The organism is Bradyrhizobium sp. MOS002, assembly GCF_003020115.1.
Classification (GTDB): Bacteria; Pseudomonadota; Alphaproteobacteria; order Rhizobiales; family Xanthobacteraceae; genus Bradyrhizobium.
Genome location: NZ_PYFX01000014.1, coordinates 1 through 14,683, shown reverse-complemented (window position 1 = coordinate 14,683; position 14,683 = coordinate 1). Strand labels below are relative to the sequence as shown.

16 protein-coding genes and 1 pseudogene are annotated in these 14,683 nt (G+C 57.4%); 7 read left to right on the top strand and 10 right to left on the bottom strand.

The features are described 5' to 3' along the window. Positions 1–208 precede the first annotated feature (208 nt). The 4 genes from C7G41_RS28645 to C7G41_RS28625 form a co-directional block, all read right to left on the bottom strand. Positions 209–517 (bottom strand): PilZ domain-containing protein, encoded by a 309-nt coding sequence (locus tag C7G41_RS28645; RefSeq protein WP_106945748.1) that lies wholly within the window; start codon positions 515–517, stop codon positions 209–211. Between the two features lie 217 nt (positions 518–734). After that, the gene (locus C7G41_RS28640) at positions 735–977 is read right to left on the bottom strand and encodes a hypothetical protein (RefSeq protein WP_146159811.1); all 243 of its coding nucleotides are present in this window, start codon (positions 975–977) and stop codon (positions 735–737) included. A gap of 1,672 nt (positions 978–2,649) precedes the next feature. Beyond that, on the bottom strand, positions 2,650–3,408 hold the full coding sequence (locus C7G41_RS28630) for an outer membrane protein (protein ID WP_106945659.1): 759 nt from the start codon (positions 3,406–3,408) through the stop codon (positions 2,650–2,652). Positions 3,409–3,973: 565 nt separating this feature from the next. Beyond that, the gene (locus tag C7G41_RS28625; RefSeq protein ID WP_106945658.1) at positions 3,974–5,182 is read right to left on the bottom strand and encodes an acyltransferase; all 1,209 of its coding nucleotides are present in this window, start codon (positions 5,180–5,182) and stop codon (positions 3,974–3,976) included. A 1,200-nt stretch (positions 5,183–6,382) separates the two neighbouring features. Here C7G41_RS28625 and C7G41_RS28620 point away from each other — a divergent pair. Then, positions 6,383–6,595 carry a hypothetical protein gene (locus tag C7G41_RS28620; RefSeq protein WP_106945746.1) on the top strand — a complete coding sequence of 71 codons (213 nt, stop codon included), beginning with the start codon at positions 6,383–6,385 and terminating at the stop codon, positions 6,593–6,595. 1,754 nt (positions 6,596–8,349) lie between these two features. On the opposite strand, the gene C7G41_RS37455 is transcribed toward C7G41_RS28620, so the two are convergent. Then, on the bottom strand, positions 8,350–8,523 hold the full coding sequence (locus C7G41_RS37455) for a hypothetical protein (RefSeq protein WP_158268040.1): 174 nt from the start codon (positions 8,521–8,523) through the stop codon (positions 8,350–8,352). A gap of 346 nt (positions 8,524–8,869) precedes the next feature. Here C7G41_RS37455 and C7G41_RS37450 point away from each other — a divergent pair, with 346 nt between their 5' ends. Further along, positions 8,870–9,052, top strand: coding sequence for a hypothetical protein (locus C7G41_RS37450; protein WP_158268039.1), 183 nt, complete (start codon positions 8,870–8,872; stop codon positions 9,050–9,052). A 60-nt stretch (positions 9,053–9,112) separates the two neighbouring features. Here the strand turns inward: C7G41_RS37450 and C7G41_RS28610 are convergent, their stop codons facing one another. Then, positions 9,113–9,340, bottom strand: a complete 228-nt coding sequence (locus tag C7G41_RS28610) for a hypothetical protein (protein WP_106945656.1) — start codon at positions 9,338–9,340, stop codon at positions 9,113–9,115. 421 nt (positions 9,341–9,761) lie between these two features. Here C7G41_RS28610 and C7G41_RS37050 point away from each other — a divergent pair, with 421 nt between their 5' ends. Further along, on the top strand, positions 9,762–10,004 hold the full coding sequence (locus tag C7G41_RS37050) for a hypothetical protein (RefSeq protein WP_146159809.1): 243 nt from the start codon (positions 9,762–9,764) through the stop codon (positions 10,002–10,004). A gap of 69 nt (positions 10,005–10,073) precedes the next feature. Here C7G41_RS37050 and C7G41_RS38840 read toward each other — a convergent pair whose 3' ends face one another. Continuing rightward, entirely contained in the window at positions 10,074–10,199 is a 126-nt protein-coding gene (locus tag C7G41_RS38840) for a hypothetical protein (protein ID WP_283806973.1), read from the bottom strand. A gap of 736 nt (positions 10,200–10,935) precedes the next feature. Between C7G41_RS38840 and C7G41_RS38835 the strand changes: the two genes are divergently transcribed. Next, the gene (locus C7G41_RS38835) at positions 10,936–11,550 is read left to right on the top strand and encodes an ABC transporter substrate binding protein (protein ID WP_106945655.1); all 615 of its coding nucleotides are present in this window, start codon (positions 10,936–10,938) and stop codon (positions 11,548–11,550) included. Then, entirely contained in the window at positions 11,465–11,776 is a 312-nt protein-coding gene (locus tag C7G41_RS38830; RefSeq protein ID WP_306768060.1) for an ABC transporter substrate binding protein, read from the top strand. Before C7G41_RS38835 ends, C7G41_RS38830 begins: the two co-directional genes overlap by 86 nt. A 194-nt stretch (positions 11,777–11,970) precedes the next feature. On the opposite strand, the gene C7G41_RS38825 is transcribed toward C7G41_RS38830, so the two are convergent. The 3 genes from C7G41_RS38825 to C7G41_RS39055 form a co-directional block, all read right to left on the bottom strand. Further along, complete coding sequence (locus tag C7G41_RS38825; protein ID WP_306768059.1) at positions 11,971–12,168, bottom strand: acetyl-CoA hydrolase/transferase C-terminal domain-containing protein; 198 nt, start codon at positions 12,166–12,168, stop codon at positions 11,971–11,973. Beyond that, a complete protein-coding gene (locus C7G41_RS39060) occupies positions 12,131–12,334 on the bottom strand; it encodes an acetyl-CoA hydrolase/transferase C-terminal domain-containing protein (protein WP_373681167.1) in 204 nt (67 codons plus the stop codon). The genes C7G41_RS38825 and C7G41_RS39060 overlap by 38 nt, the downstream gene beginning before the upstream one ends. Before the next feature lie 119 nt (positions 12,335–12,453). Further along, entirely contained in the window at positions 12,454–12,942 is a 489-nt protein-coding gene (locus C7G41_RS39055) for a transposase (protein WP_373681166.1), read from the bottom strand. Between the two features lie 681 nt (positions 12,943–13,623). On the opposite strand from C7G41_RS39055, the gene C7G41_RS28580 reads away from it, so the two are divergent. Both C7G41_RS28580 and C7G41_RS28575 read left to right on the top strand, forming a co-directional pair. Then, positions 13,624–13,815: a hypothetical protein gene (locus C7G41_RS28580; RefSeq protein WP_106945745.1), complete on the top strand. Its 192-nt coding sequence runs from the start codon at positions 13,624–13,626 to the stop codon at positions 13,813–13,815. Between the two features lie 354 nt (positions 13,816–14,169). Then, a pseudogene (locus C7G41_RS28575) lies at positions 14,170–14,436 on the top strand (IS110 family transposase); the annotation flags it as partial. Positions 14,437–14,683: the final 247 nt, after the last annotated feature.

Genomic DNA, 14,683 nt, shown 5'->3' with positions numbered 1-14,683 from the left:
ACGGCCCTCCCGTTCCTGCGGCCGGTCCCGGCATGTAGACCAACACACCAACAGGTCGCTCGGGCACCCTGACTTTTGCTCTCACCTTTCTTTATGCGACAGAAATGTCGAGCACGCAGCGCCAGCACTCCGGCCATCTGCTGCATCAGGGCCGCGAAATCTCTTCTGCAGACATCGCGTCCTGCCGATCCGCGTGATTGTTGTCGCCCTAGATTATATTTTTGCCGGAGCCGCTCTTGCCTGAAATGAAACGGACACCAACTTGCTCTCCGTTGATCCACGCCAGTTCGCATCGGCGATAGGCAGTTCCGGTCGTCGAAAGCAACAGGAAGAACTCCTTGAATGCGAGCCCTTCTATGGATCCTCCAAGGGTTAGCTTGGCGCCCATCTTGGAGACATCGGTCATCTTGCAAGGACGAGCCCACGTTCCATCGATTGCCACCACCTGCACGTCGACGCCCCTAGCGAATTCGACGCGCTGGGAATTGCGTTTTTCGGGATCAGAAACGCGGGACATTTGCATCGCTAAATAGAATAACTGAATTGGAAACTTGAGAAGGCCAGCCCTGCTGCAGTGCTTTGCCTTCCAGATGTGCACGTGAAATCGATTGATGTGCCCGCCAGAGATCCTGCCTTAAAAACGCTTCGAGATCATTAAGTTTTTGAGAGCACTCAGACCAACGCAAAAGCACCCCAAGCTCTGCGATTGCAGGACGATTTCGTCCGTCGACTGGCTAAGCACGGGTTAGCTTCGCAGCTTGGCTAGCCGCATCGTACCGCGCTGTTAGAATCTCGTACTCTTTCAGCATCGAGGTCAATCTTGCACGGTCAATCTCGAGGCAAGCTTGCTGCTGGCCCATATCGTGGCCGTCTCGTTCAAGCATCTCAATCAGGACTTGCTGATCTTGAACGTGGCGTTGGCCCTTTCGGATATCACTTGCTAAGCGCTCAAGCTCGCTATCAGTATCGGCTTTCATTGAATGCTCCTCGTGGCGCCGTAGCTCGTGAAAAAATGTTGCGGCAATGTCATTTGTCAAAGTAGGTCTCTCCGAATTCAGGAACATGCCAATCCGGCGAAACAATACGGCTACCGGCCCAGTAACCTTCCGTCCTTAGGAAGACCCGGGCGATCCTTTACAAAGAGCAGCTGGCGGCCCCTTACTGGTACCGCCACGACCCGCCGGCGTCAGTAGATAAACAGATCGTCAACGAACCAGATTATCCCGTTAGATCTCGTTTATCGCCCAATTAAAATCGAACCATAGCAGCAGCCGAGCTGCTGGACGTTGTACCTAGGGGCGACCGGAAGCCGTGCTTCTATCCATCCATTCGTCCTAGACGCCTGCCTCCAAATGAATTCTCGCAGCGACAGGAATGGTTGGCGAGGCATCCTGGTCGAGCATCACCAGACGACTTAGCAAAGCCGATATTTGCGGCGGCAGATCTGATGAGGTCGGCCGCAACGAAAGCCTCAGCCTGTAACCGATCTCATCGCAAATCGCTTGGCAATGCGGGGTGGAAAGCTTTGCGAGCTGAGGTTCGGCAGATATCCCCGACTTCATGGCTCTGTTTCCCAGATCGCACCGAAATTGCCAGGCTGCATCGCCCCCTCTGTCCACCCTGTATACCCACAGGCATTCAGCAGAATGGCACCGAATATTTTCAGCATGTCACGCCCTCCCCTTTTTAGCTGGGATAGCAGGCTTGAATTTCCACTCGATTGAAGAAGCTGGTTGTCATGAGCTTTAGATTGATGGTCAGCAAATCGTTGCCGGCGAAACTGGAGGGCCAAGCCAGGAGGCCTGGCTCGCTTTCTGCGGCTGCTCGACAGAACCATCCAGCCGGTGAAAATCCGGAGTTCTGGCCGTACAATTCAACTGCTCATGCTCGAGCAGATGCATGCTGAGGGCGGGGGCTAAGCGCTCGGACGAGCGCGCCACGAGTGAACAGAAGATCGTCTGTTGAGCTCTGTGATTTCATCGATAGTGCTTGCTCGGCAAATAGCGGAGCGAAAGAATCGCTGGTTCACCAGAAAGCTCTCGCGACTGAGATCAGGGCCGCTTCGCCGCGCTTCCGGCTAATTCCACCGCTAAATCCAAAGTGGCAACTCCGATCTGGGCTGAAGGAGTGGACTTGCAGCGGCGATCCATCCAAGCGACGATCGACGTAAAATCGCCACCGCCGACAAGTTCTCGATCACCACTGATATTGAGCGCGCTAATGAAGCCTACAACCCAGGACTCAAATGCGCCTTTGACGACGGTACTCTTGGTTCTTTTCGTCCACGCCGAGCACGGTTGGGAGCAGGCACCAAGAAGTGTTGCTCCGGCCCTAGCTTGCGGGGGTACTACTAGAATGGCGGTGACCGCCAACACCCTGATCATCTGAGCCTTCCGCCTGTGAGGAGCGCGAGGCTCCCGGTCTGGAGCGCGCCTGTCAACACTCATGCATCCATTGGGGATGGTCGCATGCAAAACAGAGAGTCGTATCAGGTGATCAAGGGTGGCTTCGGACGCACAGAGGTCGCGACCTTTCGGTTGAGGGCGGCGACTGCCAGCTTGAGAGATCTTACGAAGGTATTCTCCGCAACAAAAAAGGCCGGCATCACTGCCGGCCTAATCTACTTGAGAAAGAGTAGCACGATGAGGCTTAGTATCGTGCCGCCACCGGTGCGCCGTAGCCGCCGAACCGATAATTAAGACGGACGGTCAGCATATCCACGTCCTGGCTCACCCGGTCATTGAGGAAGCGTGCAAGCCGCGGATCGGCCACGGAGAAGGAGTTGTTTGAGTTCCCCATCCACAAATGGTCGTATTCAACACCGAGCGACCAGTTGGGCGTGAAACCATACTCAAAGCCGACGCCGAGGGTCCCACCCCAACGGGTGCTGTCTGCTGCGACCAGGCCGATTCCGGTGGTATTGTCGAATACCGTCAACCGATTGCTGGTGACAGCCGCACCGCCCTTGACATAAAGCAGCGCCGAATTCCAGGCCCAACCGAGTTGACCAGTGAAAAGACCGATAGCGTCGGTCTTTGCCGTCGTCGAGATTGTCGGATCGAACAGGCTCACGCGCGTGTTCTTGATGTCAGCCCAATCCCCTTGCGCTTCCAAACCAAACACAAACTGATTGGTTTGCCAGCGGTAGCCAATTTGCCCACCGGCAAGGCCTCCGGAACGATCACCGCAGCCGCTCGCGACGGTCCCCACGGCAGTGACGAAATCCACGCAACTGCGGCTTTGGCCCCATCCGCCGTTGGCACCGATGTAGAAGCCGGTCCAATCGTAGATTGGCGCAACCATCGGGGCCGCCTTAGTGTAGGGACGAGCCGCCAGATCCGCAGCGCTCGCGGGCGCAGACATGCTGAGCGCCACTGCGCCGATCGCTCCAAATAAAATCTTCTTCATGTACTTTCTCCCAGTCCGCTTCCGTATTGTCCAAGCGTTTAGGCCAGGCAATAGCGCCCACTTCGCGATTCCGATCACCTTTATACTCAGGATCCCAACCGTAGGCTGTAACCTGATCGCCACACTTGCGCGTCAAATGGGCAGCCAGGTTATTAACCGGGCTTAAGAAACCGGTCCCGTTGGCCAGGGCTGCCGCATCAGTTCAGGGCCTCGTACTGGCCACGATTGGCATTAGCCTCCGCAGACGGCATGGTCGCGATCTACAAAAGAGCCATTGCCGCAGCATTCCCAATTGAGGCCGCCAGTTTGGCAGCGGCGTTATGACGGAGCCCAGCGCTGTCGATTTCGACGCCGTGACACCCCAGGGGCCGTCTGGGATGACGAGCGATCCTTTCGCAATAAACCCGGAGTTCTTGTAGCGGAAACCTGTGGGCTGACAGGCACAGGCCGTAACCAACGCGGGCGCGGCCCCGGGCGCGGTTTTGTCTTGGCCAGTGCTTGGTGGGAATCTGGTCCGATGATGCACCACGACCTGCTGCAGCATCCCTGGCCAGGGCGATATTCCTCACCAGACTGCTTCGCGTTCGAGCGAGTGCGAAGCGTTTGGTGCGGCGACTGCCGACGGAGTCGCCAAGTTACTGTGGTGCCCAACTCCGATGCGCAGAGCTAAAGACCGTCCCAGAGCAATTGCTGGTTGCTCGACATAGCGGGTGGAAGCATGAGCTAGACACATCGTGGCCAATACGACTGGAAACGCCACCAGAAGGCCTATTTCAATCGGGTGTGAGTGTGCTAGCGGCCACCGCGCCGGATACTCCGCGATGAGACAGAGTACAACCGGGTTATAAAGATAGAAGCTGTAGCTTATTCGCCCGAGATACCTTGAGAATGGCTTTTCAAGGAAGGCACCGAGTTTACCTGCGCGGTTGTAGTAAAGTAGAGCGACAAAGATAGCGATTGCGACGGGCTGTATCGTTCCCTTCAGCGCAATTGCTACGAGCAGAACAAGGGGCGCCGAAGCAAGCGGCATCCGCCGGGTGATCCACCATCCGACGCCCGTGGGAATTAACATTCCCAGTGCGAACAGCGTCCATTGATCCCGGAAGAGGGGGACGAGCGACTTAGAAATCGAAAATTGCAGGAGTATGTCGAGAGCAATGCTCGCGACGATTAGCCCCCATTCCCGGGCTAAGCACCAGCCCGCATATGCCGCAAGAATGAACAGGACCGCGATCATTTCCACGTTCAGGGTCCAAGTGGCTCCGTTGATCGGGAATTTCAACAGCAGTGCGTTCACAACGAAATCGCCAGCGGTGACGGGCTTGCCTACTGCAGCAAGACATGCGGCCATAACCAACAAATTCAAAAGCAGAGCAGGAAAAATCCGGAAAGCACGCTTCACGGTAAAATCGCTCGCCTGAAGAAAAAAAGGCGATCGAACCTGGATCAAGCTTCGTGATAGCACAGCGCCACTTAGAACAAAAAAAATGAAGACTGCGGTTTCCCCGCTAAAGAGCTTCAGAGTGACTTTGGCAAACCAACTATAGGAATCGTGGAAGTTTGCAGCGTTACCGTAAACAATACGGTTCACTAAGCTTTCGTCGATGCTGAGGATCGTATGGAACACCGCGACCGCGAGGGCCGCGTAGCCGCGTAAGCCGTCCAACCGGTGATTTCGGCCTGAGCCCGCGATGTTCACCGAATGCCATTTTCGATCGTCGGTGGCCGTTCCCATCTGGTGTCCAGCAGCTTGGAAGATTTGCTTCGGTCTCATGAGAGATCTGCTAGTCCTTAGCAGAAGGTGCTTGGCGGTTCAAAGCTCCTGTGAGGTGGGTGGCAGCCGCAGTCATGGCCGAACTAATCTTGTTGTTTGCCCGATACACAGCGAGTTTCAAGTCTCACGCCGAATCCAGGCTTTCGTCGACGGCGTCCTGGCCGTCATCGACGATCGACAGCCATAGCCTTACAAGCCAGAAGCTGCAGATGTAACAAGCGAGTTTTGAGATCAGACCGTGTTCAGCAGCGCAAGCAGCCTCAATTTGCCACCTCGAACGTCGGCCAGCCGCCCGAATTCTAATCCTCTGGCGGCGCCTTCCCTCAACCTAGAACGATAGTTTCAACTCTCACGCAGGGCATGCACCTGTAGGCGTAGGCGGCGGGTAGGTTTGCAATTGCGGGCAGCAACGCGAGAAACTCCATTGGCCGCTGACATCTGCTGCAGATGAGGGTTGGTGCCTTGTCCTTGTCAACACCGCGCGCCATTACCAGACCGCCCAAAGGTGAGGACGGTAAATCCATGGATCGGCGTTTACATCTCCGGGCAACTACCGGCCTGACGAGTCGAAAATAGGCCTGCCAGCATGAGCCGCTATTGCTCTGGAACCACGACTCAGTTCTCACTTCGATCACTAAAGCCAAAGGGGGGCGATCGTGAACGGCCAAGCCGGATGCACCGTTTGTAGCCAAGCTCGACTGCTCAAAGCTGTTTTCCCCGTGACCAAAGGCTACGAACTGAAGCGTTATGAATGCGCCAGTTGCGGCAGCGACCTGCGGCTAGTTACGAGAGTGTCCCGATCATCCGCTCCTAAGCAGCAAAGCGGAAGATCCCGAAAAGGCAGGAGGCTCGAGACCATCGAAGCGGCCTTGAAGGGCGCCGCTCGTGCTGCAGCTAATCAAAAACCGAAAGCCCCGCCGGCGTGAACTGCAGCGCTCTTCTAGGCTGGGGTGAAGGCCCTTCTGCCGGCTGTGAACAGGACCTATTGCGAGCCAGAATTGCTGGATGTCCACAGGCGTTACCTGTATTCCCATAGACCTTGTCACCCGGAATTCTGGACTGTGCGGGCCGCGGCAGCCCCCTGCTGTCTCCTTCGCGGTGTTCAAGTTCCTTAGCGCCACGATCAACCGACCCCACCGCAAGTTTTCCATTTTTGTATCGATCAATCGCGTGTTCTGATTGTCATTGGAGGACGGTATTTTGCCCAAAGAATATTGCCTGATCGTTCGTGCTGCCGGAAAACAACTGGACCTGTTACGCGGGGAAGCCTCCCGCATCGCGAAAGGTACAAACGTCGATTGGTGGATCGATCGCGCGGAGGTCGGAACTCGTTTCTGCTTCGAAGATACGAAGGCCAAGGAGTCATTCGCTCTCGCTTGTGACAACTTTGGCATTCCCTTCCGTGACGGCTAGCCCAAAGCAACGTTGCAAGCCGGAGCAGTGTACCCGCTATGCTGGTTCTTCAGCGCTAATCCGGCCCCCGTGCCTAGGAGGTCCGCACCTGATCCAAGGCACGGGAGCCGAGCGCTTCGGCGCCGCCGCCGAGAGCGGGCTCATGAAGCACGCACCTGCGCAGGCCGCAAGAGAAGTCGGCAGGGCCGAACGGCCCCTGTCCCGGGTCGGCTCGAGGAGGCAATGTGCCCGACGGCCGAGTCGCTGAACCCGCGTATCGCAGCCTTGCACGAAGCTATTTCCCCGCCCCGGCGGAACTTCCCTGAAACAGAGGGGGCCGAAGGTGCCCGCATCGAAGACGGGGAATGCAACATGCTAGTCCGGATGAACCTGATCTGGCGGCACCTTGCCACACGATGCTGGCCGGTATGCGGTCCCAGCTCGTCCGCCAATGACGAGAAGGGCGGCCGCGTCAGATGGAAAGCATCCGTGCCGGGTCAAGCACGGTCCACCAGCCCGATCGGAGCCGGCGCCCTCCCCTTTAGACCGCGTCTTCAACCGCTGGCGGTGGTACGAAGCGGCCTCCGTTAGCTTGGCAGCGTCGAAGCCGCGACGTCCGGGGCGATGCCACCCTCTTCCAGGGAGCGCATTGCAGTATTTGACTCAACTTTCGGTCAGGCTTGCCCCATAGCAGCGGGCCAAGAACGCGAAGACCTGAATCTGAATTAGCTTCTCTGGCAGTGCCAGGCCGACGGGCGAACTAAGCCCGAGCACATGGTTCTTTGAGCTAGACCGCTCATCCGCGGCACGGCGACAATACTCGGCGGCCTTCAAAAGGCCAATTCGCTCCACGTCCACAGAACACGTTCGGCTTCGCTCGCGGAGATTTGCTGGATCCGGCGGAACTCGCGAAGCTCTCGTTTTATTTGACTCTGAATACTCATCCGAGATCTTAGACAGCTCGACCGCAGAGGAGCAGGCAAAGGCACTTGCCCGGGCGGAGCAAGATAAAATTCTGACTGCCGACCAGGTTGCATCCCACTAATCGAAAATCGCTACGCGATCCGGGAGAGCCTCGGAGGCTTTTCGTCTCTCACCAGAGAACCAAGCCGGTCCGATTGACCAGCTAGGCCCGCAAAGCTCTTGGCGACATTCCTCAACAAAAAAGCTTGGTCTTCGGAAGTGTTGGGCGGCTGAGGCAAGTGCCTTGTACTGCCTGGCGATGTCCTTGCATTGGGCGGCCGTAATCATGTGCGCTCCAAGAATGGCTACAATCGACAACGGATGATTGTAGTCACACGAGCGCCGAGGAGCCCAGAACTTACGTTAAGCAGGTTTGTCGCAGCTGCCACCGAGTGTCAAGCTGAACGCAATCAGGGAGCCGGAACGAGCGAGAACGGCTTGCCGATCGGTTCGCCAGGATCAGGTGTGGGTTCGCCCGAACAGCCTGTTGGCTCTTCGCGTCACTGAGGCGAGAGTCTGCCCGTTAAGGTTTCCCGTAAATCTTAATGACAGCCGTCGATTGCTCTCAACACAATCCTGACCGATGGTCCGCCCCCTTCGGGAATGCGCTCTCGAACGCGTCCACCTTACAGCCTTTGCCGCTCGGTCGTTTCGCCAGATTGACCGGGCGGCTTCTTTCTGCAGGAGCGATCGCATGCTTATCCTCACCGCCGTCGTTGTCCTGATCGCTGCGCTGTTTTGCTTCGCCGGCATTTTTGCTGCCTTCGGCGGCCGCGACTGGAACAAGCATTAAACGCGTTGCTACATGCAGGTTAGACCGCGCGCAGTGTGCCTTTGCGGGCCTTTCCCTCCATGCGTTCGCGCTGGAGGCGGCTGAGGCCGTCCAGATCAACGCCGGACGCCACAAGCGCGCTGGTGGTCTGCTTTTGTTTCGTTCGTGCTCGCCATGCAGCCCAATCCATCGGCGACGGCTGGATCGTCGCCAAGTTGATCCTCCTGCCACCGCTTTAGGATCTTTGCGCTGATACCATCCCTGGTGACCGCCACGAGTTCCACCAGGCCGCTGATCGAGTATGCGCCGCCACCTCAGGACGCTGCTGGCGCTGAAGCTCCAGGATCGTTTCAGCGACGTTCTCGATCGTCTCTGGGGTGACGCTAAAAGGGCCGCCGAAGCCTTTGAAAATTCTCCGCGGAGGTGACGCCAGGAGATTGGTAATCGTCCAAGTTCTTCGCCAACGCGAAGGGCGCCGGAGGCGTCGTCAATGCTGCTGATCGTGAATGCGACGGTCTCCTGCCTCCGATCAGACCAGCCGGCGGCAACACGACAAATCCTTGCTCGACCCCGTGCCTGCGCGCAATGCTACCTACGTCAATGCCGAAAAGGTCTGTGAGGCTGCAGATCATGCCGGCGAGTTCGTCCGGCATGATTTGCATCAGGTGATCGAAGTGTCGCGTGTCGCGCGCTTTGTCCTCCAGCAAATGAACGATGTACGGACTGATAATCGAACGCCCTGAGAAGAGCATAGCGCCTCCAGCCACTTCAACCGGCGGACGGCCATTCAGGCTTGGCTGTGATCACGTCGTGAACGCCCACAAGGTGAACGCATCGATTTTCGCCTCTGTGTTCTCGGTCTCGACGAAGACGCGCAGGATTGTCACAGATGTGCCCACCAGCTCCGCGTGGATGCGTTGCAAACTGACACGCGCAGCCGTTTGTCCCGCCCGCACCGCGCTAGCTATGTCGACGATCTCGAAGCCAACGCTCGCGCAGATCCGAGCGACGCCATTGCCATTGTTACTCATCCCGCACCTTCCAAGCCGCGTTAAGGTTGACCGGTTAGCTTAATTCCATTCTCGAATAGACGGGCACGAACTCGTGAGAGAGGATCGCGCCGTCGCACAACGGATGCCGCTCGGAAGCACAGCGGACACAACTCGAAATGGCCGACCGGGCCGCCGGCTTGCACTGTTCGTGCTGTTTCCCGGCGGCCCCCTCACGGGAGGACGCGGCGTGGCACAAAGAACCGAAACCCATCACATGCTCCTGTCGCTCAAACCTCTGGCCCCTTGGGTCCACGAATGGCACGTCGTCGACGTTCTATTCCCGCGGCGAACCATCACGGGTCGCCTAGTGAGGGGGAAGGTGCTGCGGCGCTACGATGGTCGCAAGTGGATCTACAAGAAGATGACTAGGGCGACCGGCTAGATAACTGGCGACCGCCGCGTGGCATCCAGCAATCGGATCGCGCCAGCAAGCTTTTTGACTGCCGGATTGACAGCAAACGGATCAGTCCGCATCCAGTCCGGCCGCTCAGCGTTCATTCCTCTCGAGCATGGCTTCGAACTCGCCGATCTCGCCGCCTTCTTTGACCACCTTCTGAGGCATCAGGCGAACATCATCTCGTTGCAACAGGCGCCGCGCGCCTCGTCATTGCGAGCGCTGTTTCCTTGTTCAGGTCGAAACTGAGCGCCACCACCGCCGCCATATGGCGTGGCCAAGCTTCTCGCGATCCAGACGCTTTCCAGCCCGATCGGCTCAACGCTTGCGCACCAGCAAAGACCAAACAGGCGATGCGCCGTCCCAGCCGCGAAGGCGGCCGGACAGCCGCACCTTCAGCCCGGCTTCCGTGATCCGCTCGACAACAAGATGCAGCGCGATCACGTCGCCCTCTGACAGCTCCACACAGCCTCGCTTCCGCGACCACACCGCGCCGGGGAAGCGAAACAAGTTCGCCCTCAGCCATCGGCCGCTGCGCTCCGAAAGCGGTTGTAAGTCGACCTGAGCGCCGGCCCTAGGCCGCAGCCTGACATCTGCCCGTCGCAGCCATTTGGAACCCACCCCATGCGAATGACTAGCCGTTACTTTCCACGTTTGTCTAGGCTTCATCCGTCTGAATGGACTCGCCGCCCGAAGCCGAGGACGTCCGCTATTTTCAAGTAGAGTGGAAGTTTGCAGCCCCGTATTGAACCGAGGCCCTATCGACCCTCAGCTGAAGGTCGAAGACGTGTCTCGTCGCCTGTCAGGGCTGAACCGGTTGTCACCCATTGCGGAAGCCGCTTTGCTTTGGCAAGCTTGCTAGGCTCGCCACCCCGACACGGCAGCTCGGGCTACAGGGGCAGGCGTTGTCGCCTTTTTGGGGGGCCATGCGCCGCAGGCAATTTGTCAGATTGGCTGTAATGGCACTGGCTGGACTGGCTCGGTCCGCCCAAGCGCAATCGAAAGCCAATCGTCCCCGGATTGGTCTACTCGCGCCCATCAAAGAAAATACCGACCTCGCGAAGATTCAATTAACTGCGCTTCGTCTGGGACTTGCAGATGAGGGGCTGGTCGAGGGGACCGGTTATTCCTTTGAAGCCCGATTTCTCGAAGGCGATTTCAGCCGCGTCGAACCGCTCGTGTGGCCTCGCTCAAGCCGCGCGTCATGGTGATAGCAGCGATGGGAATAGGCGCGACCCGGAAATTCTATCCGGACCTCCCAATAGTATTCACCGCCGTTGCGGCCGATCCGATTGCCTTAGGTTTAGCGCATAGCTATGCGCATCCCGGGGGAATGATTACCGGCAACATTATGAATGCAGTCGGCGGCGAAGAGACAATGGCGCAGAAACGTCTGGGATTTTTCAGAGAATTGGTTCCCGACCTGAAACGACTGGGCATTGTAGGTCCCTCTACCGGGCCTTTGCTGACAAAGGAAAGGGAGGCCCTGCAAAAGATTGCCGATAAAGCTGGTTTTGAAATCACTTTCTACGACGTAAAAAGTTCGAGTGATTTGCAAGGCTCTTTCGCGGGAGCTCTCAATGATGAAGTCAGCGCGATCTACATCTCTGGCGAACCGCTACTGTTCAGCAAAATGGCGATGGTGATGACCGGCATCAGGAAAGCCCGCATTCGGTCCTTACCCCGAATGGGGACGTGCCGGTCTCCTCATGTCATACTCGACCGACCCTACAGAGGGATGGCGCAACGCGGGCTCGTATGCGGGAAAGATATTAAAGGGAGCCAGGCCCGGTGACCTGCCCATTCTGCAGGCCAGCAAGTTCGTGTTGGTGATCAATCAGAAGACAGCAAAATTGCTGAGCGTTGCGGTGCCACCTTCGCTTCTAGCGCTGGCCGACGAGGTCGTTGAATATAAGTTGGGTCTCGGTTTTCATGTGCAGCAATCTTTTAACCAAACCGGTTATGCAAGTCTCCGCAACGCGGTCGGCCTCCGAGCTCAACAAACCTGTCGATCGACCTGAGCAGACGATCGGCGGGAATATGCTTCTCGAGTGAGAACTCATAGAACAAAGCGGCTCGACTTGCCGATGCCTCATCATGATCTTCAGTCCTGCCAACTAGACAGACTGAATCACTGATCCATCTGCGCCGCAACAGCTGACTTTTCAACAGAATCGGCCAACAGCGGAAATGACCTGTTCTCAAACAAGTGCCACTAGAAATAATGACGCGGCATCAACCGGTTTTCGCGCGCTTCCCGCTCAAGCTGCTGGCGATACTCGGGGTGTGCGATCGAGATCATCGCCTTCGCACGATCCGCAACAGATTTCCCCTTAAGATTCACCATTCCATATTCGGTCACGACATACATTACATCAGAGCGAGGCTCGATTACGACGTTGCCCGACATCATCCCCAATGCGGCTCCTCTTCACACTTTTATTTTCATAAGTATACGAAAGACAAATAAACGATTTTCCCCCATTTGACGCATAGCCTCCACGAATGAACTGCAACTGGCCGCCGGTCCCACTGATATGTCGATGACCATCTGACTCAGAGGCAGCCTGTCCCTGCAAAATACTAACTGAGCCGCTGCTTCCGCAGAGATTAAACGTGGCTGTTTCGACATACCTTCTCCCAAAACCCAACAGAGAGTAGCTTGCGATTGGCCACAATCAATCAATGTGTGGATGCGTTAAACTCCGAGGGGCCACCTGACGATCCGCCAAATAGGCGCGTGCCCACTGCCGCAACGGCATGTTCGTGCGCCGCCGTCCTCATCGCCGTCCTTATCGCTATTGGTGGCGTCAAGCGCTGCGATGTACTCGCGCACCGCATGGGATGCTTCCTCCGCCTTTGGCCAGGTAATAGGCTGGTCGCCGGGAAGTCGCCTAGTCTTGTTCACATCAGCCTTGATCAGGCTCGCATCGACTGAGAACGCTTCGCCTCCGACCAGCCCCGCCGAAATACACAGCGCCACTACACGTTCAAAAACCCGGCGTAAGGCATCGCTCTCACGGAAGCGTTCGCGCCGCGCCCGGCAAAACACCGAGTGATCAGGGATATGATCCTCGATGCCGAGCTTGCAAAACCATCTATAAGCCAGATTGACCTGGACCTCGGCGCAGAGCCGACGCTCGGAACGAAGTGCAAATACGTAGCCCAAGACCAGCATCCGGATCATGAGCACCGGATCAATCGAAGGCCGGCCAGTGTGGGAGTAGGAATGGAGCGAGCTCGTTGTGCACCCAACTCAGGTCCAGAAAACCGTCGATTTGCCGTACCAGGTGATCAACCGGCAATCCCTTGTCGAGATCAAAGGAGTAAAAGAACTGGCCCTGACCGCTCTCCTGCCGACCTAACATCCGCTGCTCCCGCAAATGCCGCCTCAAACCAACGGAATCACGGTTCGCGAGTCGTCTCAACCGGAGTTTTGCAACACAATCGCTGCGATAGCGGACACCACGGCGGCTGAAGCGCTCTTCGGCGTCGGGCCAGATCCCGACCTTGAGTGCCGCGAACTAGTTTGGGGCGAGCATGAAACAGCAGCGGGAGACAACACCCTTATGGGTGTGGGTTGCATTCGTCTTGATCGGAGTCGGCGTAAGCATTACGTGACTGGATACGTGATGCTTGAGGAGATGATCGCTACTTCAAAAAGTAATGTTCAAAAAGACGATAAATCGGGACGAGCCCGGTTGGCCGCAATCAGAACGGAAGCGAGCCGTTGCATGGTTCTTCGTCACACTGCCTCCTTCCTACTCAAAAACCGGACCGCTTTGATGGTATTTTGAGCGCCCTCCACATTGCCTTCGTGATCAGCGAACCTAACATAGTCCTGGTGCATCACACTTCCGGAGATTTTATGAATTACATTGCCATTATTACCGCCGCTGCGCTGGCAGCAACCATCGCCACACCCGCGCTTGCAGGGAGCGCGACACAGAACCCCGAGTGGCTAACGAGGCAGAAGGCTTGTAAAAAGGAGGCTTCTGCGCAGGGGCTCCATCTGTCCAAGAAACGGGCGTATGTCAAAGAATGCATGGCTAAAGCCTAGCATTCACCAGTATCTCATCAACAGCCCCGCTTCGGCGGGGCTTTCTTGTTCGCCAGTTGCCGCCACTACCCTGGCCGGCTTTCATGAGCTTCGTGAGCGCTCTTCGCGGCTCGTTTAGCGCTTGGTACAAACTACGACGTACTACGACTGTGCCATCAGTGCCCCCCGCTCTGCCTCTCGATTCAGGAGCAAACCGGAATAGTTCAAATGTGATCTGCAAGCCGGACCGATGACGTCCAACGGCTTCGCCAGGGACAGGGAGGGCTCCAAGTCCGCTAATGGAATGGTCCGGCCGTGCTCCGGCCCTGCCGGTATGAGAAGCTGGCAAGGGGCGCCCAATACAAGGAGCACGCCATGTCTCAGAAACTCGACGCTTCGCCCGCCGTCATCGGCATCGATATCGGCAAGAACTCGTTCCACATCATTGGTCAGAATCAGCGCGGCGGCATCGTGCTGCGGCAGAAGTGGTCGCGCGGCCAGATGGAAACGCGGCTCGCCAACCTGCCGCCGTGCTTGATCGGCATGGAGGCCTGCGTCGGCGCGCATCACCTCAGTCGCAAGCTGCAAATGCTTGGCCACGACGCCCGCCTGATGCCGGCGAAATACGTGCGCCCCTATTCGGGTGTCAATCGGCGTTCGACTGGGACCCCCTGGCGGCATCCAAAAGGGGCTCTGACTCACTTTTGATGTCAAGCGCCGGCTCGCGTTGGTTTCACAAAGGAATCAACATGATGCAGCGAGCCCTACGTCCGTCGGCCCTGGTCCCTCGCGGGTTTGACGTGGAGAGCGCCGTCTGTGACGGCGCCGCGACCGTGATCACCATCCGTCCCACGAGCGGGACGAGCCTCTGTCCTGGATGCGGAGCCAG